The organism is Pseudomonas sp. KH_024_B2 (genome assembly GCF_057839965.1).
This window is the reverse complement of the sequence record NZ_CM174502.1, coordinates 4,931,179-4,956,312: the sequence shown is the minus strand read 5'-3', so window position 1 is coordinate 4,956,312 and position 25,134 is coordinate 4,931,179. Positions and strand designations below refer to the sequence as shown.

The 25,134-nt window shown below is 59.0% G+C and carries 21 protein-coding genes and 1 pseudogene; 10 read left to right on the top strand and 12 right to left on the bottom strand.

The window, feature by feature from the left end; all coding sequences use genetic code 11:
• Window positions 1-4: 4 nt before the first annotated feature.
• From AC3I0A_RS23015 to AC3I0A_RS22990, 6 genes are all read right to left on the bottom strand, one after another.
• A complete protein-coding gene (locus AC3I0A_RS23015) occupies window positions 5-1,015 on the bottom strand; it encodes an ABC transporter permease subunit (RefSeq protein ID WP_489374880.1) in 1,011 nt (336 codons plus the stop codon).
• A gap of 73 nt (window positions 1,016-1,088) precedes the next feature.
• Window positions 1,089-2,684, bottom strand: coding sequence for an ABC transporter substrate-binding protein (locus tag AC3I0A_RS23010; protein WP_489374879.1), 1,596 nt, complete (start codon window positions 2,682-2,684; stop codon window positions 1,089-1,091).
• A gap of 78 nt (window positions 2,685-2,762) precedes the next feature.
• Window positions 2,763-4,142, bottom strand: coding sequence for an OprD family porin (locus tag AC3I0A_RS23005; RefSeq protein ID WP_489374878.1), 1,380 nt, complete (start codon window positions 4,140-4,142; stop codon window positions 2,763-2,765).
• A 171-nt stretch (window positions 4,143-4,313) separates the two neighbouring features.
• A complete protein-coding gene (locus AC3I0A_RS23000) occupies window positions 4,314-5,915 on the bottom strand; it encodes an ABC transporter substrate-binding protein (protein ID WP_489374877.1) in 1,602 nt (533 codons plus the stop codon).
• A 302-nt stretch (window positions 5,916-6,217) separates the two neighbouring features.
• Entirely contained in the window at window positions 6,218-7,843 is a 1,626-nt protein-coding gene (locus tag AC3I0A_RS22995) for an ABC transporter substrate-binding protein (protein ID WP_489374876.1), read from the bottom strand.
• A 778-nt stretch (window positions 7,844-8,621) separates the two neighbouring features.
• The gene (locus AC3I0A_RS22990; RefSeq protein WP_489374875.1) at window positions 8,622-9,338 is read right to left on the bottom strand and encodes an SIMPL domain-containing protein; all 717 of its coding nucleotides are present in this window, start codon (window positions 9,336-9,338) and stop codon (window positions 8,622-8,624) included.
• 310 nt (window positions 9,339-9,648) lie between these two features.
• On the opposite strand from AC3I0A_RS22990, the gene AC3I0A_RS22985 reads away from it, so the two are divergent.
• From AC3I0A_RS22985 to AC3I0A_RS22965, 5 genes and pseudogenes are all read left to right on the top strand, one after another.
• Window positions 9,649-10,911: an ATP-binding protein gene (locus tag AC3I0A_RS22985; protein ID WP_489374874.1), complete on the top strand. Its 1,263-nt coding sequence runs from the start codon at window positions 9,649-9,651 to the stop codon at window positions 10,909-10,911.
• Window positions 10,904-11,464, top strand: a complete 561-nt coding sequence (locus tag AC3I0A_RS22980) for a response regulator transcription factor (RefSeq protein ID WP_489374873.1) — start codon at window positions 10,904-10,906, stop codon at window positions 11,462-11,464. The genes AC3I0A_RS22985 and AC3I0A_RS22980 overlap by 8 nt, the downstream gene beginning before the upstream one ends.
• A gap of 96 nt (window positions 11,465-11,560) precedes the next feature.
• The gene (locus AC3I0A_RS22975) at window positions 11,561-13,288 is read left to right on the top strand and encodes an ABC transporter ATP-binding protein/permease (protein ID WP_489374872.1); all 1,728 of its coding nucleotides are present in this window, start codon (window positions 11,561-11,563) and stop codon (window positions 13,286-13,288) included.
• Window positions 13,289-13,295: 7 nt separating this feature from the next.
• A pseudogene (locus tag AC3I0A_RS22970) lies at window positions 13,296-13,427 on the top strand (hypothetical protein); the annotation flags it as partial.
• A 198-nt stretch (window positions 13,428-13,625) separates the two neighbouring features.
• Window positions 13,626-14,567, top strand: coding sequence for an AEC family transporter (locus AC3I0A_RS22965; RefSeq protein ID WP_489374871.1), 942 nt, complete (start codon window positions 13,626-13,628; stop codon window positions 14,565-14,567).
• Between the two features lie 156 nt (window positions 14,568-14,723).
• On the opposite strand, the gene AC3I0A_RS22960 is transcribed toward AC3I0A_RS22965, so the two are convergent.
• From AC3I0A_RS22960 to gatC, 6 genes are all read right to left on the bottom strand, one after another.
• Window positions 14,724-15,119 carry a carboxymuconolactone decarboxylase family protein gene (locus tag AC3I0A_RS22960; protein ID WP_489374870.1) on the bottom strand — a complete coding sequence of 132 codons (396 nt, stop codon included), beginning with the start codon at window positions 15,117-15,119 and terminating at the stop codon, window positions 14,724-14,726.
• Window positions 15,116-16,186, bottom strand: coding sequence for a calcium/sodium antiporter (locus tag AC3I0A_RS22955; RefSeq protein WP_489374869.1), 1,071 nt, complete (start codon window positions 16,184-16,186; stop codon window positions 15,116-15,118). Before AC3I0A_RS22955 ends, AC3I0A_RS22960 begins: the two co-directional genes overlap by 4 nt.
• Window positions 16,187-16,235: 49 nt before the next feature.
• Window positions 16,236-16,613 carry a septal ring lytic transglycosylase RlpA family protein gene (locus AC3I0A_RS22950; protein ID WP_489374868.1) on the bottom strand — a complete coding sequence of 126 codons (378 nt, stop codon included), beginning with the start codon at window positions 16,611-16,613 and terminating at the stop codon, window positions 16,236-16,238.
• Between the two features lie 148 nt (window positions 16,614-16,761).
• Window positions 16,762-18,207, bottom strand: coding sequence for an Asp-tRNA(Asn)/Glu-tRNA(Gln) amidotransferase subunit GatB (gene gatB / locus AC3I0A_RS22945; protein WP_489374867.1), 1,446 nt, complete (start codon window positions 18,205-18,207; stop codon window positions 16,762-16,764).
• Window positions 18,208-18,217: 10 nt separating this feature from the next.
• Window positions 18,218-19,669 (bottom strand): Asp-tRNA(Asn)/Glu-tRNA(Gln) amidotransferase subunit GatA, encoded by a 1,452-nt coding sequence (gene gatA / locus AC3I0A_RS22940; RefSeq protein ID WP_489374866.1) that lies wholly within the window; start codon window positions 19,667-19,669, stop codon window positions 18,218-18,220.
• 16 nt (window positions 19,670-19,685) lie between these two features.
• Window positions 19,686-19,973 (bottom strand): Asp-tRNA(Asn)/Glu-tRNA(Gln) amidotransferase subunit GatC, encoded by a 288-nt coding sequence (gene gatC, locus AC3I0A_RS22935; protein ID WP_003197816.1) that lies wholly within the window; start codon window positions 19,971-19,973, stop codon window positions 19,686-19,688.
• A 214-nt stretch (window positions 19,974-20,187) separates the two neighbouring features.
• On the opposite strand from gatC, the gene mreB reads away from it, so the two are divergent.
• The 5 genes from mreB to rng all read left to right on the top strand — a co-directional run bounded on the left by mreB (window position 20,188) and on the right by rng (window position 25,120).
• A complete protein-coding gene (gene mreB / locus AC3I0A_RS22930; protein WP_015093487.1) occupies window positions 20,188-21,225 on the top strand; it encodes a rod shape-determining protein MreB in 1,038 nt (345 codons plus the stop codon).
• Between the two features lie 172 nt (window positions 21,226-21,397).
• Window positions 21,398-22,468, top strand: coding sequence for a rod shape-determining protein MreC (gene mreC, locus AC3I0A_RS22925; RefSeq protein ID WP_489378578.1), 1,071 nt, complete (start codon window positions 21,398-21,400; stop codon window positions 22,466-22,468).
• Window positions 22,468-22,956 (top strand): rod shape-determining protein MreD, encoded by a 489-nt coding sequence (gene mreD / locus AC3I0A_RS22920; RefSeq protein ID WP_489374865.1) that lies wholly within the window; start codon window positions 22,468-22,470, stop codon window positions 22,954-22,956. The genes mreC and mreD overlap by 1 nt, the downstream gene beginning before the upstream one ends.
• 43 nt (window positions 22,957-22,999) lie before the next feature.
• Window positions 23,000-23,605, top strand: a complete 606-nt coding sequence (locus tag AC3I0A_RS22915; RefSeq protein WP_489374864.1) for a Maf family protein — start codon at window positions 23,000-23,002, stop codon at window positions 23,603-23,605.
• 57 nt (window positions 23,606-23,662) lie between these two features.
• On the top strand, window positions 23,663-25,120 hold the full coding sequence (gene rng, locus AC3I0A_RS22910; RefSeq protein WP_489374863.1) for a ribonuclease G: 1,458 nt from the start codon (window positions 23,663-23,665) through the stop codon (window positions 25,118-25,120).
• Window positions 25,121-25,134 lie beyond the last annotated feature (14 nt).

The following is a 25,134-nucleotide window of genomic DNA, read 5'->3' as shown; positions in this document are numbered from 1 at the left end:
GATCTCAGCGCTGATGACGGATGCGTGGGTTGGCAAAGCCGTAGAGGATGTCCACCACGAAGTTGACCAGGATCACCAGGCAGGCGATTAGCAGGATGCCGTTTTGCACCACCGGGTAGTCCCGGGCACCAATGGCTTCGATCAGCCACTTGCCGATGCCGGGCCAGGAGAAGATGGTTTCGGTCAGAACCGCACCGGCCAGCAGCGTGCCGACTTGCAGGCCGACCACGGTCAGAACCGGAATCAAGGCGTTGCGCAGGCCGTGGACGAATACCACGCGCGCCGGCGACAGGCCTTTGGCCCGGGCCGTGCGAATGTAATCTTCACGCAGCACTTCGAGCATCGAGGAGCGGGTCATCCGGGCGATCACCGCCAGCGGGATGGTGCCGAGCACGATGGCCGGGAGAATCAGGTGATGCAGGGCGTCGAAGAAGGCCCCGGTGTCATCGGCCAGCAGGGTATCGATGAGCATGAAGCCGGTTCTCGGCTCGATGTCGTACAGCAGGTCGATCCGCCCGGAGACCGGGGTCCAGCCCAGGGATACCGAGAAGAACATGATCAGGATCAGGCCCCACCAGAAAATCGGCATCGAGTATCCCGCCAGGGAGATGCCCATCACCCCATGGTCGAACAGGGATCCTCGCTTCAAGGCGGCGATCACCCCGGCTAATAGCCCGAGGATGCCGGCGAACAGCAGGGCGGCCATGGACAGTTCCAGGGTCGCCGGGAACAGTGAGGTGAACTCGGTCCAGACGCTTTCACGGGTACGCAGGGATTCGCCAAGGTCGCCCTGGGCGAGTTTGCCGATATAGTCCAGATACTGGGCATAGAGCGGTTTGTTCAATCCAAGGCGTTCCATTGCCTGGGCATGCATCTCAGGGTCGACCCGACGTTCACCCATCATCACTTCCACGGGGTCGCCGGGGATCATGCGAATCAAGGCGAAAGTCAGCAAGGTGATGCCGAAAAAGGTGGGGATCAACAACCCCACGCGGCGGGCAATAAAACTAAACATCTTCTGGTGTACCTCATCAGCCGGTTAGGCGTACCCGGCACCGTTGGGGTCAACGATGCCGGGCGTTTCTTATCTACTTCACTTGGGTGGTAGCGAAGTTGTTAGTGGTCAGGGGGCTCTGGTGGTAGCCCTCGACGTTTTTGCGCATGGCGGTAAACATTTTCGGGTAGGCCATGGGGATCCATGGTTGGTCCTGGTCGAAAGTCACCAAAGCTTTTTCATACAGTGCCGCACGTTCTGCCGGTTCCGTTCCCGCTCGGGCCTTGTCGATCAAGTCCTGAAATTCCTTGTTACACCAGCGGGCGTAGTTTTCGCCGTTTTCCGCTGCATCGCAACTCAGGTTTGGGGTCAGGAAGTTATCCGGGTCACCGTTGTCGCCGGCCCAGCCGGCCGAGACCATGTCATGTTCGCCATTCTTGGCGCGTTTGAGCATTTCGCCCCATTCCATGACGCGGATGTCGAGCTTGATGCCGACCCTTGCCAGGTCCGATTGCATCATCTGTGCGCCGAGCAGCGGGTTGGGGTTGGTCGGGCCGCCGCCGTTGCGGGTGAACAGGCTGAGGACCGTCCCTTCAGGCACGCCGGCTTCCTTGAGCAAGGCGCGAGCCTTGTCCAGGTCGCGAGACGGGTTCTTCAATGTGTCGTTAAAGCCTAGCAGGGTTGGTGGATAAGGGCCGGTGCCGACCACGGCATTGCCTTTGCCATACAGGCTGTTGACGTAGGCTTCCTTGTCGAAGGCGATATTGATTGCCTGCCGGACTCGCACGTCGCTCATGTATTTGCGGGTGGTGTTCATGGCGGTGTAGCTGGTGGTCATGGCCGCCAGTTCGTCGACCTTCAGGTTCGGGTCGGCCTTGATGCTCGGGATATCATCCGGTTTTGGATACAGCGCGATCTGGCATTCGTTGGCCTTGAGCTTCTGCAAACGCACGTTGTTGTCGGTGGCGATGGCCAGGATCAAGGCTTCGCTCGGCGGTGCGCCACGGAAGTAATCGGCGTTGGCTTTGAAACGAACCTGGGCGTCCTTGGCGTAGCGCTGGAAGACGAATGGCCCGGTGCCGATCGGTTTGCTGTTGAGGTCGTTGGTCTTGCCGGCCTTGAGCAACTGGTCGGCGTATTCGGCGGAGTAGATCGAGGAGAAGGCCATGGCCACATCGGCCAGGAACGGCGCTTCGCGACGAGTCAGGGTGAATACCACGGTGCGGTCGTCGACCTTCTCGACGCTTTTGAGCAATTCCTTGAAGCCCATGCTTTCGAAATACGGGAAGCCCACGCTGGATTTGTCATGCCACGGGTGCTTCGGGTCCAGCTGACGCTGGAAACTCCAGACCACGTCGTCGGCATTCATGTCGCGGGTCGGCTTGAAATAATCGGTGGTGTGGAACTTGATGCCTTTGCGCAAGTGAAAGGTGTAGCTCAGTCCATCCGCGCTGATTTCCCAGGACTCGGCCAGCGCCGGGACCACTTCGGTGGTGCCGGGCTTGAAATCCACCAGACGATTGAAGATGGTTTCGGCCGCCGCATCGGCGGTGACTGCAGTTGTGTACTGGACAATATCGAAGCCTTCCGGGCTGGCTTCGGTGCAGACCACCAGGGGTTTGGCCGAGACGCCGACAGCGACACTCAATAGCGCGGCGGCAATGGCGGCTTGTAAGGGGAGCATCTTCATCAGGAACCCTCTGCAATCAGTTGAACCAGGCTGGCTTGAATGGCGGATTCGTCATGAGTCCGCCGTTCAACTGGCGTTTTAGAGAATGTTGAATGGAATGGTGGTGACCAGACGGAATTCGTTGAGGCTGCCGTCGGACTGGTTTTTGCTCGCACGGTGCGCAGTGTAGGTCGCGCGAATCGCGGTGGCTTTCAGTGGGCCGCTTTGAACAGCGTAGGCAGCGCCGATGCCGTACTCGTAATGGTTTTCGCCGTCCATCTGGTTCACTTTGTAGGCGGTGCCCTTGTAGTGAGTCCCGTCAATACCCCAGCCGCGTGCGTTGTAGACATTGAACTTCAGACCAGGGACGCCGTACGCAGCCATGTTCAGGCCGTAGGCAACCTGAAAGGACTTCTCGTTCGGGCCGTTGAAGTCGGACAGTAGGGAGTTGGCCAGGTAAATACCGTTGGTTTCGTGCAGGTAGTCGAAGTATTCGTTACCGGCAACTTCCTGATAGGAGAAGGTCACGGTGTGAGCCTGGTGAGTCAGGCCGAATGACAGGGAGTAGGTGTCGTTGTCGATTTCACCCATCTCTTTTTTGCCGGTGTCGACGGTTTTGTAGTAGTTCAGGCCGGTGGTCAGGCTCAGGACCGAGCTGTCGCCCAGTTCGTGAGTGGCGCCGAAGTAGTACTGGTTCCAGAAGTCTTCGACCTTGGTGGCGTAGAGGCTGGTTTTCAGGCTCTTGAACGGTTGATAGTTAAGACCGGCGGTGTTCACGTGATCGGTTTCAATTGAGCTGTTGTTGGTGTACTCGGAGCGGAATTTCGACAGGCTTTGCTCACTACGTGGCGATACGCGGTCGAAGGTGCCGAGGTCAAACGACAGGTTGTCGAGTTCTTCGCTGTGCAAGGCCACACCCTGGAAGCTTGAAGGCAGCGGACGGTTGCCGATCACGTCAACGATCGGGCTGCTGAAGTTCTGGCGGCCGGCGGTCAGGGTGGTGTTGGAAATACGCGCCTTGACGTTGGCCAGACCCAGTTTGCTCCACTGGTCTACTGCTTCACCGTTGGCGTGCGCCTGGGTACGGTTACCGCCGCCGGCAATGTCCTTGCGGCTACGGTCCAGCGCGACCGCGTTGTAGGCTGCGACTTCAGTGCTGAAACCCACGGTGCCTTGGGTGAAGCCCGAGGTGTAGTTCAGGATAGTGCCCTGAACCCAGTTGATGCGACGGGAAGTCTCGATGGTCTGGCCGTGCTTCTCGTACTCGAATTTTCCCCCACGCTTGAGCATTTCGTTGGAGTACCAGTTACGGGTACTACCAGAAACGCTTTGGCCGTCGATAAAGCCTTTGGCTTCTGCCTGGGCGTTGGTGCTGTTGAGTTGGGTCGGAACGAATTCCTGGCTAACGCTTTCTGCGTAGGCGGTGGCTGTAATACTGCTGATGGCCAAGGCTAATAACGCGGTGCTGCTCAGTTTCATGGGTGAAGCTCCTTTTCTTTCTTGTTTAATGCCGGTCTTTTTTGCTGATCCGACTATTGGTTTTGAACTCAATCAAGGCATCGCAAACGATTGCTAATGGCTGGTTCGCCGATTTCAGGCAACACGAGTGCGGGAGAGCGAAATTCGCTCTCCTTGGATCCGGTTAGTTATTTATGGAGTGATGCTGACACCCGAAAAGACGTTACGGCCGAAGGGGCTGACCTTGAAACCTTCGACTTTGGCGCTCAATGGCTGGTTGACCGTCGAGTGGGCGATAGGGGTGATCGGTACTTGCTGCTTGAGCAATTGCTGAGCCTGTTTGTAGAGCTCCGTGCGTTGCTCGCGATCGGTGACGATCTTGGCTTGCTTGACCAGCTTGTCGTATTGCGGATCACACCACATGGAGTAGTTGTTACCGCCAATCGCATCGCAGCTGTACAGGGTGCCCAGCCAGTTGTCCGGGTCACCATTGTCGCCGGTCCAGCCGATCAGGCTGACGTCGTGTTCACCATTCTTGGTGCGTTTGATGTACTCGCCCCATTCATAGCTGACGATCTTGACGTTGAGCCCGATCTTCGCCCAATCGGACTGAAGCATTTCGGCCATCAGTTTAGCGTTGGGGTTATACGGGCGTTGTACCGGCATAGCCCATAGAGTGATTTCCGTGCCTTCCTTGACCCCGGCGGCCTTGAGCAGCTCTTTGGCTTTTTCCGGGTTGTAGGCGACATCTTTGATAGTGTCGTCATAGGACCATTGGGTCGGCGGCATGGCGTTGACCGCCAGTTGCCCGGCGCCCTGATACACCGCGTTCAGGATGCCTTGTTTGTTCACCGCCATGTCCAGCGCCTGACGCACTTCGAGCTGGTCGAAGGGTTTGTGCCGAACGTTGTAGGCGATGTAGCCGAGGTTGAATCCGGGCTTCTCGATGAGCTGCAGTTTCGGGTCTTTTTTCAGTGCCTCGACATCGGCCGGGCGTGGGTGCAGGGTGACCTGGCATTCGCCGGCCTTGAGCTTCTGCACGCGCACCGAGGCATCGGTGTTGATCGCGAAAATCAGCTGATCGAGTTTGACCCGGCTTGGGTCCCAGTACTGTTTGTTGCCGGCGTAACGGATTTGCGAATCTTTCTGATAACGCTGGAACACGAACGGCCCGGTACCAATCGGCTTCTGATTGATATCGCTGGGCTTTCCGGTCTTGAGCAGTTGGTCCGCATATTCGGCCGAAAGAATCGCGGCGAAACTCATGGATATGTTCTGAATGAACGCGGCGTCTACCGAGTTCAGCGTCATGACCACGGTCAGCGGCCCGGTCTTCTCGACCTTGGCGATGTTCTTGTTCAGGCTCATCCCGTTGAAATACGGAAACTCGGTCGGGTAAGCCTTACGAAAAGGTTGCTCGGGATCGAGCATGCGATTGAAGGTAAACAGCACATCATCGGCGTTGAAGTCGCGGCTCGGTGTGAAGTACTTGGTGGTATGAAACTTCACCCCTTCGCGCAGGTGAAAAGTGTATTTCAAGCCATCTTCGGAGATATCCCAGCTTGTCGCCAGGCCCGGTACGACACTGGTAGCTCCTTTTTCGAACTCGGCCAGACGGTTGTAAAGCGGTTCGGCGGCATCGTTGTCGGTTGCAGTGGTGTACTGCGCGGTGTCGAAGCCCGCCGGGCTGCCTTCAGAGCAAAACACCAGGCTATTGCTGGCGGCCTGGCTGATCGATGTGCCGGCCAACAGACCGGTGCCCAGCAATGCGGATAAAACCAAGGTATGGCGCATGACGCTCCCTCTTTTTTTAGTGTATTGATCAGCGAGCAACTGTCCCGTCCGGGGACGTGCAGGTATCGCTGATCCCAAACCATCACGTGCAGCGGTGCCGGCCAAAATCGCAGAACTGCCGTGCCTCGACGGTATGAGTCGCAGGCGCGGGAGTAAATGCGTAAGGCCTGATAGACACGTAGGAAAAGGCGACACGTCCTAAAACCGCTGCTGTAGTACGCAGTGATTTTTGGTGTAGGCGAATTCTTCGGGCCTGGCAGGTAAAGCAACGGCGACGTCAGGGACGCCGCCGTTGCCAGACCTTATTTGCTGACGCTGACGCCGTAGAAGGAGTTCAAGCCAAACGGGCTGATCTTGAAATCCTGCACAGTCGTGCGCATGGGTTGAAACACCGTCGAGTGAGCGATAGGTGTCATCGGGACCTGGTCTTTGAGGAGGTGTTGCGCCTGCTTGTACAGTTCGGTGCGCTTCGCCTGGTCAGGTGTTTTCTTGGCATCTTTGACGAGCTTGTCAAAGTCCTTGTTGCACCATTTGGAGAAGTTGTTGCCGGCCAGGGAGTCGCAGCCGAACAGCACGTTGAGCCAGTTGTCCGGGTCACCGTTGTCGCCGCTCCAGCCGATGATCATCGCCTGGTTCTCGCCGCCCTTGGAACGCTTGATGTACTCGCCCCATTCGTAGCTGACGATGTTGACGTTCAGACCGATTTTCTTCCAGTCCGACTGCAGCATTTCAGCCATCAATTTTGCGTTCGGGTTATACGGACGCTGAACCGGCATGGCCCACAGAGTGATCTGGGTACCTTCCTTGATGCCTGCTTCCTTGAGCAGCTCTTTGGCTTTCTCAGGATCGTATTTGGCATCTTTGATCGTGGTGTCGTAGGACCACTGGGTTGGCGGCATGGCGTTGACAGCCAGTTGGCCGGCGCCCTGATACACCGAATCGATGATCTGTGGTTTGTTCACCGCCATGTCCAGCGCCTGACGGACCCGCAGGTCGGCCAATGGGTTGTTGTCGGTGCGGCCCTTGAGCACGGGCATTACGTTATAGGCGATGTAACCCAGGTTAAAACCGGCCTGTTCTGGCAGCTTCAGGGTCTTGTCTTCGCGCAGTGCCTTAAGGTCGGCCGGACGAGGGAAGAGGGTGATCTGGCACTCGTTTTTCTTCAGCTTCTGGATACGTACCGATGGGTCGGTGGTGATGGCGAAGATCAGGTTGTCGATTTTGACGTCTTCAGGCTTCCAGTAGTCCTTGTTCCCGGTGTAGCGGATGTTGGAGTCTTTCTGGTAGCTCTTGAATACGAACGGGCCAGTGCCGATCGGCTTCTGGTTGATGTCGCCTGGTTTGCCTTCCTTGAGCAGCTGGGCGGCGTACTCCGCGGACTGGATCGAGGCGAAGCTCATGGCCAGGTTCTGGATGAAGGCAGCATCAACGCTGTTCAGCACAAACTTGACGGTGTGATCGTCGACTTTCTCGACCTTGGCAATGTTGGTGTCCATGGCCATATCGGTGAAGTACGGGAATTCGGTCGGGTACGCTTTGCGGAACGGGTCATCCTTGTTAATCATGCGATTAAAGGTGAACAGCACGTCGTCGGCGTTGAACTCACGAGTCGGTTTGAAATACGCGGTGGTGTGGAACTTGACGCCTTCACGCAGGTGGAAGGTGTAAGTCAGTACGTCCGGGGAAATGTCCCAGCTGGTTGCCAGACCCGGAACAACAGCGGTGCCGCCGCGTTCGAACTGAGTCAGGCGGTTGAACATGGTTTCTGCAGAGGCGTCGAAGTCGGTTCCGGTGGTGTACTGGCCTGGATCAAAGCCGGCCGGGCTCCCTTCGGAGCAGAACACCAGGTTAGTCGCCGCTTGGGCGAATGGTGCGCTAGCTAACAAGCCTGCGCCGACTAAAAACGGAATGACCGCGTGTTTGAGCATGGTGGCCTCATGATTTGTTGTCATTTTTTGAGTTAGAGGACGACCTCGTGAGTCGACCTGCCGATACTTATGCAGGCTCCATACCCAATGCAAGATCCCAGGCGGCCACAAACGTTAAACAGTGGAACGAACGTACAGGAATGTCGCATTCGTATAAGTTCTGACGCATTTGACCGTTTGCGAGCGCTTTTTTCGGTGCATTTGACGTCTTGCAAGGGGCGGTCGGAGCGTCTGGCGCACTTGATAGGGGCGCTAGGGTGTTACTTATTCATACCTAACCATAGCAGGCGTCTGGCCTGCCGGACGGATCTGTAGGGGTTGCCGCAGGCGATGGCGGCCTTGTGACCGACCCATCTCTTGCGGTTGTACACAGATCAAATGTGGGAGCGAGCTTGCTCGCGAAGGCGGCCTTATAGCCGGCCTGGCTCTCGCTGGTGTACATATCCATTCCTGCGGTAACGGCCACTTAGGGTTTCGCTTTTACAGCCAGCCCTTTCAAGGTGTTTTCCCTTTATGGGCCTTAAGCACTTTTCTAACGCGTTTTGGCGGTTGCGTGGGAGTTGGAGCTTGCCTAAACCTTCTGTCCGTCGCTGCGAATCAGCGATCGGGCGTGAGAACCCAGGAATCAGTGAATTGAAGACCCAATCGCGAGCAGGCTCGCTCCCACACTGGATCTGCATGAGGTCACGATTATGTGATCAGCACAGAATATATGTGGGAGCGAGCCTGCTCGCGATGACGGCGCCATAGCCAACACAGGCCGGACTGATTCGCTGCCTTAAGGCATCAACACCTCAATCGCCCCATCGGCCGTCATGCTGACCTGGCTGGTGCCGGCTTCGACTTCCGGGGTGACTGGCGCTGAATCCATGCTGGCGGCTTTCATCATCATTGGGGCGCGCATGTGCGGTTGTGGGTAGCCGCTGGTGTTGAGGTTCAGGTTGACGATTTTGTAACTCTTGCCACCCAGTGCCTCGGTGGCCAGTTGTGCGCGAGCCTTGAAGGCGCCGACGGCTTCTTTGAGCAAGGTATCTTCGCTGGCCTTGCGGGTCGGGTTGGCGATGGCAAAATCCATGCCGCCCATTTTCAGGTCCGTCAGCAACTCGCCGGTCAGCCTGGACAGTGCGGCGAAGTCCGAGCTTTCCAGGCGCAGTTCGGCACGTTCGCGCCAACCGGTGATTTTCTGGCCTTTGGAGTCGTAGATCGGGTAGCTGTTGCGGCTGCCCTGACGCAAGGTCAAGTCCTTGATCTGTTTGGCCTGGGCCAGCGCCTTGTTCATGGTGGTGCTGACGTCAGCGGCGAGTTTGGCCGGGTCGGTGTTCTGTTCCTCGGTGTAGAGGGTCACGATCATCAGGTCGCGGGCCACTTCCTGGCTGACTTCGGCGCGCAGGGAAATCTGGTTGTAATGAAGCTCGTCGACGGCCAATGCTGGCAGGCTGGCGAGGGTGCCAGCGCTGAGGGCGAGAAGGGCGGCGCTGCGGCTGAATGTATGCATGGAATCTCCTTGAGTGCGATCCGCAGGGATTGTGGTCCGGGCCTGCGTGAAACCATCAGACTGTAGCTTCTATTATCCGGTTCACCCGGTTACAACTTCTATACAAGTGGAACCGAGGCGACTGCTTCGCGGGCAAGCCCGCTCCCACAAGAACACCACAATACCTGTGGGAGCGGGCTTGCCCGCGAAGGCGGCATTACATTCACCACAGACCTCACTGCCATGTGGCCGTTTGCCGCAGTTTGCCTGTGCGGGGCGCGGCTTGGTTATACTCGACGCGATCCGCCTGGAGCGCTCATCAGGAGAGCTCATGCTCGCCCCCGTTCAACTGCTTTCCGCCACTCGCCAGAACCTTTGGCGACTGACCTTCATCCGCACCCTGGTACTGGCCGCCCAAGCCGGTTCGGTGGGGCTCGCCTACTGGTTCGATCTGCTGCCGTTGCCCTGGTTGCAATTGGCGCTGACCCTCGGTTGCTCGATGTTGCTGTGTGCCTTCACCGCCATTCGCCTGCGTACCTCGTGGCCGGTGACGGAGCTGGAATACGCCGTGCAACTGGCCTGTGACCTGTTTATCCACAGTGCCTTGCTGTATTTCTCCGGTGGCTCGACCAACCCCTTCGTGTCCTATTACCTGGTGCCGCTGACCATCGCCGCAGTGACCTTGCCCTGGCGTTATTCGGTGATCCTTTCCGGGATTGCCCTGACGCTCTATACCTTGCTGCTGGCGCAGTTCTATCCGCTGGAGACTTTCCCGATCGCCCGGGAGAAGATGCAGATCTATGGCATGTGGCTAAGCTTTGCCCTGGCCGCAGCGGTGATTACCTTCTTCGCCGCGAGAATGGCCGAGGAACTGCGTCGTCAGGAAGAGTTGCGGGCGATCCGCCGCGAAGAAGGGCTGCGCGATCAGCAACTGCTGGCCGTGGCCACGCAAGCCGCCGGCGCCGCCCATGAACTGGGTACGCCGCTGGCGACCATGAGCGTGCTGCTCAAGGAGATGCGCCAGGACCACCACGACCCGCTGCTGCAGGACGACTTGAGCGTTCTCCAGGATCAGGTAAAGCTGTGCAAGGAAACCTTGCAGCAATTGGTCCGCGCTGCTGAAGCCAATCGCCGCCTGGCGGTGGACATGCAGGACGTCACCGACTGGCTCGACGAAGCGCTGAACCGCTGGCACCTGATGCGCCCGGAGGCCAGTTATCGCCTCCAGCGTCTGGGCCAGGGCGAGGTACCGCGTCTGGCGCCGCCGCCGGACCTGACCCAGGCCTTGCTCAACCTGCTGAACAACGCCGCCGATGCCTGCCCCGAAGGCCTGGAAGTGCATCTGGACTGGGATGCCGAAAACCTCACCATCAGCATTCGCGACCACGGCGCCGGTGTGCCGCTGGCGATTGCCGAGCAGATCGGCAAGCCATTTTTTACCACCAAGGGCAAAGGTTTCGGCCTGGGCCTGTTTTTGAGCAAGGCCAGCGTGACACGCGCCGGCGGCTCAGTGAAACTCTACAGTCACGAGGACGGCGGTACGCTCACCGAGCTGCGCCTGCCCCGTGTCGCCCGAGGAGACGAACATGAGTGACGAGATCCAAGTCGAAGGCGAAGAACTGCCGCATTTATTGCTGGTAGACGACGACGCTACCTTCACCCGCGTCATGGCGCGCGCCATGAGCCGCCGTGGTTTTCGCGTGAGCACCGCAGGTTCCGCTGAAGAGGGCCTGACCATCGCCCAGCTGGACATACCGGATTACGCTGCGCTGGATCTGAAAATGGACGGCGACTCGGGATTGGTGTTGCTGCCCAAGCTGCTCGAGCTCGATCCGGAAATGCGCGTGTTGATCCTGACCGGCTACTCGAGCATCGCCACCGCGGTCGAGGCCATCAAGCGCGGCGCCTGCAATTACCTGTGCAAACCGGCGGACGCCGATGACGTGCTGGCCGCGCTGCTTTCCGAGCATGCCGACCTCGACACCCTGGTGCCGGAAAACCCGATGTCGGTGGACCGCCTGCAATGGGAGCACATCCAGCGCGTACTGACCGAACACGAAGGCAACATCTCCGCCACTGCCCGCGCCCTGGGCATGCATCGCCGCACCCTGCAGCGCAAACTGCAGAAGCGTCCCGTTCGCCGCTGAACGGGCGCTGAACGACTGTCTCCAGACTCGCGATAACCCGGGCCGATCATCTATGATCGGTTCGACGCGTGTTCTTTTCCCTATAGAGCCTGAACAATGAATCAGAACGCTGAATATTCTGCGGTCAATGATGCCGTGCGTGGGCAGTTTTTGCGGCGGGTCTGGAAGATGACCACGCCGTACTGGCGCAGTGAGGAGAAGGGCAAGGCCTGGACGCTGTTAATCGCCGTGATCGCGCTGTCGCTGATCAGCGTGGCAATTTCGGTGTGGTTCAACACGTGGTACAAGAATTTCTACAACGCCCTGCAAAAGAAGGACGAGGCGGCGTTCTGGACACTGATCCTGTATTTCTGCGCGATTGCAGCGGTGGCGATCATCGGCGCGGTGTACCGACTGTACCTGACCCAGATGTTGACCATCCGATGGCGAGCCTGGCTCACCGAAAAACACTTCGCCCGCTGGCTCGGCGACAAGAATTACTACCAACTGGAGCAGGGCGGTTACACCGATAACCCGGACCAGCGGATTTCTGAAGACCTCAACAAATTCACCACCAACACCTTGGGCCTGGGCCTTGGGTTGATCCAAAATGTCGTCAGCCTGGTGTCGTTCTCGATCATCCTGTGGGGCGTGTCCGGCAGCATCGAGGTGTTCGGCTTTACCATTCCCGGCTACATGTTCTGGTGCGTGCTGATCTATGCCGCGGTTGGCAGCTGGCTGACGCATTTGATCGGTCGCCGCTTGATCGGCCTGAACAATAACCAACAACGCTTCGAAGCCGACCTGCGTTTTTCTATGGTCCGGGTTCGCGAAAATGCCGAAAGCATCGCGTTGTACAACGGCGAGCCGAATGAGAACCGCCGCCTGAGCAGCCGCTTCGGGATGGTCTGGCACAACTTCTGGGACATCATGAAGGTGTCCAAGCGTCTGACTTTCTTCACTTCCGGTTACAACCAGATCGCTATCATCTTTCCGTTCATGGTCGCCGCACCGCGTTACTTCTCCGGCAAGATTGAACTCGGTGAACTGATGCAAATCAGCTCGGCCTTCGGCAACGTCCAGGAGAGTTTCAGCTGGTTCATCAGTGCCTACGCGGACCTCGCCGCGTGGCGTGCCACCTGCGATCGTCTGCTGAGCTTCCGCCAGGCCATGACCGAAAACGAAGAGCGCTCGCCATCGATCGATGTGCAGAGCCAGGGTGATGAGCTGAAAGTGCATAACCTGGGGCTGGACCTGGCCGACGGCCGCCACCTGCTCGCCGGCGCCAACATGACCGTTACGGCCGGTGAGCGACTGATGCTCAGTGGCCGTTCCGGAAGCGGCAAAAGTACCTTGCTGCGGGCCATGGGCCGTCTCTGGCCCAACGGCCACGGCAATATCCGCGTGCCGGCCCAGCGCTATCTATTCCTGCCGCAAAAGCCTTATCTGCCGATTGGCAGCCTGCGCGAAGCCTTGAGTTATCCACAGCCGGGAGACGTTTATCCTCACGAGCGTTATGTGCAAGTACTGGAGACCTGTCGTTTACCGCACCTGATCCCGCGCCTGGATGAGAGCAACCACTGGCAGCGCATGTTGTCGCCGGGCGAACAGCAACGCCTGGCCTTTGCCCGCGCGCTGCTTTATGCCCCGCAGTGGCTGTACATGGACGAAGCGACTTCGGCGATGGATGAAGAGGACGAAGCGGCGCTCTATCAAGCCTTGATTCATCAGTTGCCGGGCTTGAGCATCATCAGCGTCGGGCATCGCAGCAGTCTCAAGCGTTTCCATCCACGGCATGTGCGTATCGAGGGTGGTCACCTGGTCGAGCAAGTGGTGACGGCGTAGGGATGGTGGTTCAGGCGAACGCTTCAAGCGTAAAGGTCTGATCTTCTGTGCGACGCCGGCCAGTGATTTTGTCTGCGGCACCTTGCAACTGGCGGCCGGGATGAACCTGCATGTGTTCACCACCGGGCGTGGTACGCCTGCGCCTATTACCTGAGACCGCGTTATCGTTTATCGCGAGCAGGCTCGCTCCCACAGAGATCTCCGGTGTGAACACATTGTGTGCCGCAAAGAAGATCCACTGTGAGCGAGCTTGCTCGCGATAGCGGTCTACCAGACGCAAGGGTTCTTGTTGGCTTATCATTAGCCCCCTAACGACAGGCACAAGGTTCCCCCCGGCATGCTGGCAATCTTCCTCGAAACCCTGAACATCACCGCGCCGGTGTTTGCCATGTTGTTTTTGGGCGTGTTGCTCAAGCGCATTGACTGGATCAACGACAACTTTATCCACACCGCGTCGGCCCTGGTGTTCAACGTCACCATGCCGACGTTGTTGTTTCTTGGCATCCTGCATGCCGATCTGCATTCGGCGCTGCAGCCGTCATTGCTGATCTATTTCGCCATTGCCACGCTGGTCGGTTTTGCCATTGCCTGGGGCTGGGCGATCTGGCGTTGCCCGCGGGAAGATCGCGGGATCTACACCCAGGGCGCTTTTCGCGGCAATAACGGCGTCATCGGTCTGGCCTTGGCCGCGAGCATGTATGGCGATTACGGGATTTCCCTCGGGGCGATTCTCGCGGGGCTGGTGATTGTGTTTTACAACACTCTCTCGAGCATTGTGCTGGCGGTCTACAGCCCGGTGATCAAGTCCGATCCATGGAGCATCCTTAAAAGCGTGCTCAGTAACCCATTGATCATCAGCGTGATTGCCGCGGTGCCGTTCGCCTGGTTTCAGATCGGTTTGCCCAACTGGCTGGAAACCTCCGGTGGGTATCTGGCGAAGATGACTTTGCCACTGGCGTTGATCTGCATCGGTGGCACGCTGTCGGCGGCGGCGTTGCGTAAAAGTGGTGAGCTGGCGTTGAGTTCCAGCCTGGTGAAGATGATCGGTTTGCCGATATTGGCAACGTTCGGCGCCTGGCTGTGGGGCTTTCGCGGACCGGAGTTGGGCATTCTGTTTCTGTACTTCGGCAGCCCGACGGCCGCCGCCAGCTTCGTCATGGCCCGGCAGGCCAACGGCAATCACGAGTTGGCGGCGGCAATCATTGTGATCACCACGCTGATGGCGGCGGTGACCACCAATATCGGGATTTTTCTGTTGCAGTGGGGTGGGTGGATTTAGCCTTGGGTTTTGCGGGGTTCTTTAGATCCAATCGCGAGCAAGCTCGCTCCCACACTTTATCGATGGTGCCCACACTTTTTGTGGTCGACACCTGACCACTGTGGGAGCGAGCTTGCTCGCGATTGCGATGGGTCTGCCAAAACAGATTTCGGCTACTTACTCGGTCTTCTGATACTCATCAATCACTTCCTGCGCCGCACGAAACGCATCGATTGCAGCGGGCACGCCGGCATACACCGCGCAGTGCAGCAGCGCTTCACGAATCTCTTCCACGGTGCAGCCGTTATTCAGTGCGCCGCGCACGTGGCCTTTCAATTCCTGCGGGCACTTCAAGGCGGTGAGGGCGGCGAGGGTGATCAGGCTGCGGGTTTTCAGCGGCAAACCTTCGCGGTTCCAGACACCGCCCCAAGCGTGCTCGTTGACGAAGTCCTGCAGCGGTTGGGTGAACTCGGTGGCATTGCCCAGTGCACGGTCGACGAAGGCATCGCCCATCACTTGGCGACGCATTTCAACGCCGGCTGCTTTTGAAAACCTAGGCTTTTGGTCGGTCATGGCGATTCCCTTTTGTGTTGGCGACGCCAGGCGCGCAGTGACGTGAACAGCAGAAACGCCACCAGCGCCGGCAGGACGTAAAACAGCATCAAGTGTTCCAGCTTGCCGGCCAGCGGCATGCCGGTGGTGAACGACACCACGTGCAGTCCGTAGGCCAGGTACAAACTCAAGAACAGCAGGCCTTCGGCACGGGTAATCCGGTAGCCCGAATAGATCACTGGCAGGCACAGCACGGCAACTCCGAGCATCACCGGCAGGTCGAAATCCAGCGCATTAGGCGACACGGATAAAGGCGTCGGCGCCACCAGCGCGGCGAAGCCCAGCACCCCCAACAGGTTGAACAGGTTGCTGCCGATCACATTGCCCACGGCGATATCCCGTTGACCGCGAAAAGCAGCGATCAGCGAGGTGGCGAGCCCCGGCAGCGAGGTGCTGACCGCAATGATAGTCAGCCCGATGATGCGTTCCGATAGCCCCAGGTCGGTAGCCACTTCGACTGCTGCGTCCAGCAGCAGATGGCCGGCGAAAATCAGCAAAGCCAGGCCGCAGAGCATGATCACCAGGCTGCTGAACCAGGGGGCTCGGGCTCTTGCGGCGCCGTCATCATCGCTGGCTTGAAGGCGGCGGGCCGAATGCCGCGACTGGCGCAGCAACAGCCCGAGATACAGCACCAGCGCCGTCAGCAGTACCAGGCCATCCAGTGGCGTCAGCTCTTCGTTCCAGGCCAGCACGAATACCAACAGACTGGCGCCGATCATCAGCGGGATGTCCAGCCGCACCAGCTGCCGGGAAACCCGCAGTGGAATGATCAGTGCCGACAGGCCAAGGGTGACCAGGATGTTGAAGATGCTGCTGCCAATCACGCTGCCGACCGCGATGTCGGTGTTTGCCGACAGGGTTGCTTGCAAGCTCACGGCCATCTGCGGTGCGCTGCTGCCGAAGGCGACGATGCTCAGGCCGATGATCAGCGGGCGGACGTTCAGCCGGGCGGCCAGGCGCACGGCGGCGCGCACCATGAGCTCGGCACCGGCGATCAATAACACCAGGCCGCTGAGTAACTGAATCACGCTGAGCAGCGGTAAATCGGTCAGTCCGAAAATGTTCAGGCTCCGTCTATCAATCGTCGATGGCTTGCATACGAACCCGAGCGGTGCCGCTGCGCAGCATGCCCAGTTGTTCGGCGGCCTCGCGTGACAAGTCGATCAAACGGCCACGGGTATGCGGTCCGCGGTCGTTGATGCGGACCACGACAGTTTTGTCATTGCTCAGATTGGTGACCTTCAGCCGCGTGCCGAACGGCAATTGGCGATGGGCGGCGGTCAAGGCATGTTGGTTGAAACGCTCACCGCTGGCGGTGCGTTTGCCATGGTGTTTGGCACCGTAATAGGAGGCTGTGCCGGTTTTGTCATAACCGTGCGGATCAATGTCGACGTCCTGACTGGCACAACCGGCCAGCAGAGAGAGCAGGGCACAAGCGCTAAGTAGACGCTTCATAAAAGGTATCCCCGAAACAAATGTGGGAGCGAGCTTGCTCGCGAATGCATTCTGACAGTCAACCTTGTATTGAGTGCCGAACCGCCTTCGCGAGCAAGCTCGCTCCCACAGGGAATGGAGCCAGGCTGAAAATCTGGCTCCATTGCAATCAGCCTTCGAGCTTGCTTTTCAGCAGTTCGTTGACCTGTTGCGGGTTGGCTTTGCCTTTCGAGGCTTTCATTGCCTGGCCGACGAAGAAGCCGAACATCTTGCCGCGTTTGGCTTCATCGGCCGCGCGGTATTGTTCGACCTGTTCAGCGTTGGCTGCGAGCATTTCGTCCAGCACCGCCGAGATCGCGCCGGTGTCGGTCACTTGCTTGAGGCCGCGCTTGTCGATGATCTCGTCCGCGCTGCCTTCGCCGTTGGCCATGGCTTCAAAGACCACCTTGGCGATCTTGCCGGAGATGGTGTTGTCCTTGATGCGCAGCAGCATGCCGCCCAGTTGCTCGGCCGAGACCGGCGACTGATCGATGTCCAGGCCCTGTTTGTTCAACAGGCTACCCAGTTCAACCATCACCCAGTTGGCCGCCAGCTTGGCGTCGCCGCCGATGCTCACGACTTTCTCGAAGTAATCGGCTTGCTCGCGGCTGGTGGCCAGGACGCTGGCGTCATAGACCGATAGACCGAACTGTTCCTGGAAGCGCTCGCGTTTCTGCGGTGGCAACTCCGGCAGGGTGGCGCGGATGTCGGCGAGGAACGAGTCCTCGATGACCACCGGCAGCAGGTCCGGATCGGGGAAGTAACGGTAGTCGTTGGCTTCCTCTTTGCTGCGCATTGCGCGGGTTTCGTCTTTGTTCGGATCGTACAGGCGGGTCTGCTGAATGACCTTGCCGCCGTCTTCGATCAGCTCGATCTGGCGACGCACTTCGGTGTTGATCGCCTTCTCGATGAAGCGGAACGAGTTGACGTTCTTGATCTCGCAGCGTGTGCCGAACTCGACCTGGCCTTTGGGGCGGATCGAGACGTTGCAGTCGCAGCGCAGCGAACCTTCGGCCATGTTGCCGTCGCAGATGCCCAGGTAACGTACCAGTGCGTGGATCGCCTTGACGTAGGCCACGGCTTCCTTGGCACTGCGCATGTCCGGCTCGGAGACGATCTCCAGCAATGGCGTGCCGGCGCGGTTCAGGTCGATGCCGGTGGCGCCGCTGAACTCTTCATGCAGGCTCTTGCCGGCGTCTTCTTCCAGATGCGCGCGGGTGATGCCGACGCGTTTGACCGTGCCGTCTTCCAGCGCGATGTCCAAATGACCTTTGCCGACGATCGGCAATTCCATCTGGCTGATCTGGTAGCCCTTGGGCAGATCCGGGTAGAAGTAGTTTTTGCGGGCGAACACGTTGTGCTGGCCGATTTCGGCATCGATGGCCAGGCCGAACTTGACCGCCATGCGCACCGCTTCCTGGTTCAGCACCGGCAGTACGCCGGGCATGCCCAGGTCTACCAGGCTGGCCTGGGTGTTGGGCTCGGAGCCGAACGTGGTGGCGCTACCGGAGAAAATCTTCGATTGGGTGGCGAGCTGGGTATGAATCTCCAGCCCGATCACGACTTCCCATTGCATGTGTTTCTCCTCAGAAGCCTGTTGGGGTGCGCGTGTGCCAGTCGGTATTCAACTGGTACTGATGCGCAACGTTGAGCAGGCGGCCTTCCTGGAAATACGGGGCGAGCAACTGCACGCCGACCGGCAGGCCATCGACAAAACCTGCAGGCATGGACAAGCCCGGCAGACCGGCGAGGTTGGCGGTGATGGTGTAGACGTCTTCCAGGTACGCAGCGACCGGGTCGCTGTTCTTGGCGCCGAGCTTCCAGGCCGGGTTCGGCGTGGTTGGGCCGAGGATGATGTCGACCTCATTAAAGGCAGCCATGAAGTCGTTCTTGATCAGACGACGAATCTTCTGCGCCTTCAGGTAGTAGGCGTCGTAGTAACCGGCCGACAGCGCGTAGGCGCCGACCATGATCCGGCGCTGCACTTCCGGGCCGAAACCTTCGCCACGGGAACGCTTGTACAGGTCGATCAGGTCTTTCGGGTCTTCGCAGCGATAGCCGAAACGCACGCCGTCGAAACGCGACAGGTTGGAAGACGCTTCCGCCGGGGCGATCACGTAGTACGCAGGAATCGCGTGCTGCATGTTCGGCAGGCTGATTTCCTTGATCACGGCGCCGAGCTTTTTCAGCTCTTCAACGCTGGCCATAACCAGGTCGGCGATGCGCGGGTCGAGACCGGCGCTGAAATACTCCTTTGGCACACCGATGCGCAGACCTTGCAGCGAACCGTTGAGACCGGCGCTGTAATCCGGCACGGGCTCGTCGATGCTGGTGGAATCCTGCGGATCGAACCCTGCCATGCCTTGCAACATAATTGCGCAGTCTTCAGCGGTGCGTGCCATCGGGCCGCCCTGATCGAGGCTGGAGGCGTAAGCGATCATGCCCCAGCGCGAAACGCGACCGTAGGTCGGTTTCAGACCGGTGAGGTTGGTCAGCGCCGCCGGTTGGCGGATCGAGCCGCCGGTGTCGGTGCCGGTCGCGGCTGGCAACAGGCGAGCAGCCACCGCAGCCGCTGAACCTCCTGATGAACCGCCCGGTACGTGTTCGAGGTTCCACGGGTTTTTCACTGCGCCGTAGTAGCTCGATTCGTTGGCCGAGCCCATGGCGAATTCGTCCATGTTGGTCTTGCCCAGGGTCACGGCGCCGGCAGCGGCCAGTTTGGCGACCACGGTGGCGTCGTACGGGGCCTTGAAGTTATCGAGCATCTTCGAGCCGCAGCTGGTGCGAATGCCCTGAGTGCAGAACAAGTCCTTGTGGGCGATCGGCGCGCCGAGCAGGGCGCCGCTCTCACCGTTCGCGCGGCGGACGTCTGCGGCCTTGGCCTGCGTCAGCGCGAGATCTTCGGTGAGGCTGATGAAACTGTTGAGCTGAGGGTCGAGCCGGGCGATACGCGCCAGCAACACTTTGGTCAGCTCTTCAGAAGAAAACTTTTTGTCGGCGAGTCCGCGGGCGATCTCGGCCAGAGTCAATTGATGCATTGCAGGCTCTTTCCCTTTAGTCGATGACTTTCGGAACCAGGTACAGGCCGTTTTCGACCGCTGGCGCGATGGACTGATAGGCCTCGCGATGATTGCTCTCGGTCACCACGTCTGCGCGCAGGCGTTGGCTGGCTTCCAGTGGGTGGGCCAGAGGCTCGATACCGTCGGTATTCACAGCCTGCATTTCATCGACCAGCCCGAGAATGCTGTTCAGGGCGGAAGTGATGTGTGGAAGATCGGCTTCATTCAGGCCAAGACAGGCCAGATGAGCGATTTTTTCCACGTCGGAGCGTTCAAGCGCCATGGGATTCTCCAGTGGAAGGAAAACAGAACGGATGCTATCCGTGTGTTAGATTGTCGGAACACTACCGCATTTCTACGGTCATAAGGCCGCGATTGTGGGGGTTGGTGCACGGAAAAGCGGTCAATTTAACATATTGGCGCCTTGCCCAAAATCCCTGTCGTTGTTAGAGTTTGCCGCACTTTTTTACCCACGCGTTGCCTAGGGTCCCTTTCCCATGTTCAAGAAACTGCGTGGCATGTTTTCCAGCGATCTTTCCATTGACCTGGGCACTGCCAACACCCTTATTTACGTGCGCGAGCGCGGAATCGTCCTGAATGAGCCATCGGTTGTGGCCATTCGGACGCACGGTAACCAGAAAAGTGTCGTTGCCGTCGGCACCGAGGCCAAGCGTATGCTCGGCCGTACACCGGGCAACATTGCTGCCATTCGTCCGATGAAGGATGGCGTGATCGCCGACTTCAGCGTTTGCGAAAAGATGCTGCAGTACTTTATCAACAAGGTTCACGAAAACAGCTTTTTGCAGCCTAGCCCTCGTGTACTGATCTGCGTTCCATGCAAGTCCACCCAGGTTGAGCGTCGTGCCATCCGTGAATCGGCCCTCGGTGCCGGTGCCCGCGAAGTGTTTCTGATCGAAGAGCCAATGGCTGCAGCGATCGGTGCCGGCCTGCCGGTTGAGGAAGCCCGCGGTTCGATGGTCGTCGATATCGGTGGCGGTACCACTGAAATCGCACTGATCTCCCTGAACGGTGTGGTTTACGCCGAATCCGTACGGGTTGGCGGCGACCGCTTCGACGAAGCGATCATCACTTATGTGCGTCGCAACTACGGCAGCCTGATCGGCGAGTCCACCGCAGAGCGCATCAAGCAGGAAATCGGTACTGCCTACCCGGGCGGCGAAATCCGTGAAGTCGACGTTCGCGGCCGTAATCTGGCTGAAGGCGTGCCACGGGCATTTACCCTGAACTCCAATGAAGTGCTGGAAGCTCTGCAAGAGTCTCTGGCAACTATCGTTCAGGCGGTGAAAAGCGCTTTGGAGCAATCGCCTCCGGAACTGGCTTCCGATATCGCCGAGCGTGGTCTGGTACTGACCGGCGGCGGCGCCTTGCTGCGTGACCTGGACAAATTGCTGGCCCAGGAAACCGGTCTGCCGGTGATCGTTGCCGAAGACCCGTTGACCTGCGTTGCTCGCGGCGGTGGCCGTGCGTTGGAAATGATGGATAAGCACACCATGGACTTGCTCTCCAGCGAATAATTTCGCCGGATGCATCTATGCTGTTCCGCTCCCAGGCAGCACTTTGCAGTGCTGCCTGTTGGCGTTTATCTTCTGTCAATCTGCTCCAGGCCGGTTTGATGCCGTATGAATAACGAGAACATTTGCCTGGGAGGAGCGGCTTATTAAACCGCTTTTCACCAAAGGCCCCTCACTGGGCGTGCGCTTGTTGGTGCTGGTCGTGCTATCGGTCGCGCTGATGGTGGTCGATGCCCGCTTCACACTGCTCAAGCCAGTGCGTAGCCAAATGTCGCTGGTGTTGATGCAGTCTTACTGGATCACCGACCTGCCGCAGCGGCTATGGCAAGGTGTTGCCAGTCAATTTGGCAGCCGCACCGAACTGGTCGCCGAAAACGAAAAACTCAAGACCGAAAACCTGCTGTTGCAAGGCCGCATGCAGAAACTGGCGGCCTTGACCGAGCAGAACGTTCGGCTGCGCGAGTTGCTCAATTCTTCCGCGCTGGTCAACGAGAAGGTTGAAGTGGCCGAGTTGATCGGCATGGACCCCAATCCGTTCACCCATCGCATCATTATCAACAAAGGTGAGCGTGACGGTGTGGTCCTCGGTCAGCCGGTGCTCGATGCCCGCGGCTTGATGGGCCAGGTGGTCGAGTTGATGCCGTACACCTCTCGTGTGTTGCTGTTGACCGACACCACTCACAGCATCCCCGTCCAGGTGAACCGCAATGGTCTGCGTGCCATCGCCAGCGGTACCGGTAATCCGGAACGCCTGGAATTGCGCCATGTGGCGGACACCGCGGACATCAAGGAAGGCGACCTGCTGGTCAGCTCCGGCTTGGGTCAGCGTTTCCCGGCGGGCTACCCGGTGGCCACGGTCAAGGAAGTGATTCATGACTCCGGCCAGCCATTCGCAATCGTTCGGGCCGTTCCGACCGCCGCGTTGAACCGCAGCCGTTATCTGTTGCTGGTGTTCAGCGATACCCGTACCGCCGAAGAGCGCGCCAACGACGCCGCGCAAGCTCAGGAAGCGCAGGATCAGCAAAACGGCGCAGCCCCGATCATTCCGGCAACCGTTCCCAAACCTGTCACGCCGCCAGCGCCTGCTGTTGTCCCGGCCGCCGCTCCGGTGGTCGCAGCGCCGGCGCCAGCTGCCGTGCCCAAACCGGTCGTTCATACCTCTGCGCGCCCGGTCAAACCGGCCACCCCGGCAGCGGCGAAACCGCCTGTTGCGGCCCCGGCGACCACCACTCGGGAGAGGCAATAATGGCAGGTGTTCATTCGCGCAATGGCTGGATGGTCTGGCTGACGTTCGCCATTGGTCTGTTGCTCAGCATTTCGCCGTTGCCACAGTTCATGGAGATCCTGCGTCCGTTGTGGCTGGCACTGTTGCTGGCCTTCTGGGTGTTGGCGCTGCCGCAGAAAGTCGGCATGGTCACCGCCTGGTGCCTGGGTCTGGCGGAAGACGTGCTGTATGGCACGTTGCTGGGGCAGAACGCGCTGATTTTGACGCTGATTACTTTCCTGGTGCTGTCGTTGCAGCAGCGCTTGCGCATGTTTCCGATGTGGCAGCAAAGCCTGGTGATACTGGTGATCTTCGGTCTGGCCCAACTGGTTCAGCTGTGGCTCAGTGCGCTGACCGGTAACCGTCAACCGACTCTGGCGCTGGTATTGCCGGCATTGGTCAGCGCCTTGCTCTGGCCGTGGGTCAGCTTCGGTTTGCGTGGGCTGAGTCGCCGCTACAAAATCAATTGATCCGGTCAGGCATTTGCCCGTACCTCGACAGGGAGATGTCTTGATGAACCCGCTCTATCTGGCCTCTGGCTCACCACGCCGACGTGAACTGCTGACGCAGATCGGCGTGCCTTTTACCGCCATCAGCGCGGACATCGATGAAACTCCTCTGATTGACGAATCCCCTGCGGCCTATGTCGAGCGTCTGGCGCGCGGCAAGGCCGAGGCCGGGCGCGCGGTGCTTGCGGTCAGCGAATCCGCGACACCGATTTGCGTGCTGGGTGCCGATACCGCCGTAGTGCTCGACGGGCAGATTCTCGGCAAGCCGGTCGATGAAGCCGATGCCGTGGCCATGCTCATGGCGCTGTCCGACCGTGAACATGAAGTCCTGACCGCCATAGCCGTGCTTGACGGCCAACGTTGTGAGTCGCGGGTGGTCCGCAGTCTGGTGCGGTTTCGGCCGATCAGTCGCGAAGAGGCCGCGGCTTACTGGGCCAGCGGCGAGCCGCTGGACAAGGCCGGTGGCTACGGGATTCAGGGGCTGGGAGCGGTGTTTGTCGCGGGGCTCAATGGCAGTTATTCAGCGGTCGTTGGCCTGCCTGTGTGCGAAACCTTCGAGCTGCTCGGCCATTTCGGCATACCCTGTTGGCAAAACCTTACAGTGCGCTAAGCGCCGTACCTGACTGACGCGGCCATTATTGTGAATACGCCTGAGCGAGACCCTGCCATGAGTGAAGAGATTCTGATCAACATCACGCCGATGGAATCGCGCGTGGCGGTGGTCGAAAACGGTGTTCTGCAGGAAGTGCATGTCGAGCGCACCCAAAAACGCGGGATTGTCGGCAATATCTATAAAGGCAAGGTGGTCCGGGTTCTGCCGGGCATGCAGGCGGCGTTCGTCGATATCGGCCTGGATCGCGCGGCATTCATTCACGCGTCGGAAATTTCCATGCGCGAAGGCCCGGCGGTGGAAAGCATCAGCGCCCTGGTCCATGAAGGGCAGAGTATTGTCGTGCAAGTCACCAAGGATCCGATCGGCTCCAAGGGCGCGCGCCTGACTACCCAGCTGTCGATTCCGTCACGCTATCTGGTGTACATGCCGCGCACCGCTCACGTCGGCATTTCCCTGAAAATTGAAGACGAAGCCGAGCGCGAGCGTTTGAAACAGGTGGTCAGCGACTGCGTGGCGAAAGAAGGCATCAAGGAAGCCGGTGGCTTCATCCTGCGTACCGCGGCTGAAGGCGCCGGTGCCGATGAGATCCTGATGGACATCCGCTACCTGCGAAGGCTGTGGGATCAGATCGCCGAGCAGATCAAGACCATCAGTGCGCCGAGCGTGATTTATGAAGATCTGGGTCTGGCCTTGCGCACCTTGCGCGATCTGGTCAGCCCGAAGATCGAGAAGATCCGCATCGATTCCCGGGAAACTTTTCAGAAAACCACGCAGTTCGTCGCGGAACTGATGCCGGAAATCGCCGACCGCCTCGAGCACTATCCCGGCGAGCGGCCGATTTTCGATCTGTACGGAGTCGAAGACGAGATCCAGAAAGCCCTGGAGCGCAAAGTGCCGCTCAAATCCGGCGGTTATCTGGTGGTCGATCCGGCGGAAGCCATGAGCACCATCGACGTCAACACCGGGGCTTTTGTCGGCCATCGCAATCTCGAAGAGACGATCTTCAAGACCAACCTCGAGGCCGCGACGGCGATTGCCCGCCAGTTGCGTCTGCGCAATCTGGGCGGGATCATCATCATCGACTTCATTGACATGGAAGATGAGGAACACCAGCGACAGGTGTTGCGCACGCTGGAGAAACAACTGGAACGCGATCACGCCAAGACCAACATCATCGGTATCACCGAGTTGGGCCTGGTGCAGATGACACGCAAACGTACCCGCGAAAGCCTTGAGCAGGTATTGTGCGAACCCTGCAGCAGTTGTCAGGGCCGCGGCAAGTTGAAGACGCCGGAGACGGTTTGCTACGAGATTTTTCGCGAGATCCTGCGCGAGGCTCGGGCATACGAGGCCGTGGGCTACAGAGTGTTGGCCAATCAAAAAGTGGTTGACCGGTTACTCGACGAAGAGTCGGGGAACGTCGCGGAACTGGAAGGGTTTATCGGACGGACCATCCGGTTCCAGGTCGAAACCATGTACTCCCAGGAACAATATGACGTGGTGCTGCTCTGAATCGGCGTTTTGTA

Excerpts from the sequence above, each read along its gene's own strand:
- AC3I0A_RS22950 (WP_489374868.1), bottom strand. The coding sequence starts at position 16,613 with ATGAAGCGTCTACTTAGCGCTTGTGCCCTGCTCTCTCTGCTGGCCGGT.
- rng (WP_489374863.1), top strand. The coding sequence starts at position 23,663 with ATGAGTGAAGAGATTCTGATCAACATCACGCCGATGGAATCGCGCGTG.
- gatA (WP_489374866.1), bottom strand. The coding sequence starts at position 19,669 with ATGCATCAATTGACTCTGGCCGAGATCGCCCGCGGACTCGCCGACAAA.
- AC3I0A_RS23015 (WP_489374880.1), bottom strand. The coding sequence starts at position 1,015 with ATGTTTAGTTTTATTGCCCGCCGCGTGGGGTTGTTGATCCCCACCTTT.
- AC3I0A_RS22995 (WP_489374876.1), bottom strand. The coding sequence starts at position 7,843 with ATGCTCAAACACGCGGTCATTCCGTTTTTAGTCGGCGCAGGCTTGTTA.
- mreB (WP_015093487.1), top strand. The coding sequence starts at position 20,188 with ATGTTCAAGAAACTGCGTGGCATGTTTTCCAGCGATCTTTCCATTGAC.
- AC3I0A_RS22990 (WP_489374875.1), bottom strand. The coding sequence starts at position 9,338 with ATGCATACATTCAGCCGCAGCGCCGCCCTTCTCGCCCTCAGCGCTGGC.
- AC3I0A_RS22980 (WP_489374873.1), top strand. The coding sequence starts at position 10,904 with ATGAGTGACGAGATCCAAGTCGAAGGCGAAGAACTGCCGCATTTATTG.
- AC3I0A_RS23005 (WP_489374878.1), bottom strand. The coding sequence starts at position 4,142 with ATGAAACTGAGCAGCACCGCGTTATTAGCCTTGGCCATCAGCAGTATT.
- gatB (WP_489374867.1), bottom strand. The coding sequence starts at position 18,207 with ATGCAATGGGAAGTCGTGATCGGGCTGGAGATTCATACCCAGCTCGCC.
- AC3I0A_RS22985 (WP_489374874.1), top strand. The coding sequence starts at position 9,649 with ATGCTCGCCCCCGTTCAACTGCTTTCCGCCACTCGCCAGAACCTTTGG.
- AC3I0A_RS23000 (WP_489374877.1), bottom strand. The coding sequence starts at position 5,915 with ATGCGCCATACCTTGGTTTTATCCGCATTGCTGGGCACCGGTCTGTTG.
- AC3I0A_RS23010 (WP_489374879.1), bottom strand. The coding sequence starts at position 2,684 with ATGAAGATGCTCCCCTTACAAGCCGCCATTGCCGCCGCGCTATTGAGT.
- mreD (WP_489374865.1), top strand. The coding sequence starts at position 22,468 with ATGGCAGGTGTTCATTCGCGCAATGGCTGGATGGTCTGGCTGACGTTC.
- AC3I0A_RS22915 (WP_489374864.1), top strand. The coding sequence starts at position 23,000 with ATGAACCCGCTCTATCTGGCCTCTGGCTCACCACGCCGACGTGAACTG.
- AC3I0A_RS22965 (WP_489374871.1), top strand. The coding sequence starts at position 13,626 with ATGCTGGCAATCTTCCTCGAAACCCTGAACATCACCGCGCCGGTGTTT.
- gatC (WP_003197816.1), bottom strand. The coding sequence starts at position 19,973 with ATGGCGCTTGAACGCTCCGACGTGGAAAAAATCGCTCATCTGGCCTGT.
- AC3I0A_RS22975 (WP_489374872.1), top strand. The coding sequence starts at position 11,561 with ATGAATCAGAACGCTGAATATTCTGCGGTCAATGATGCCGTGCGTGGG.
- AC3I0A_RS22960 (WP_489374870.1), bottom strand. The coding sequence starts at position 15,119 with ATGACCGACCAAAAGCCTAGGTTTTCAAAAGCAGCCGGCGTTGAAATG.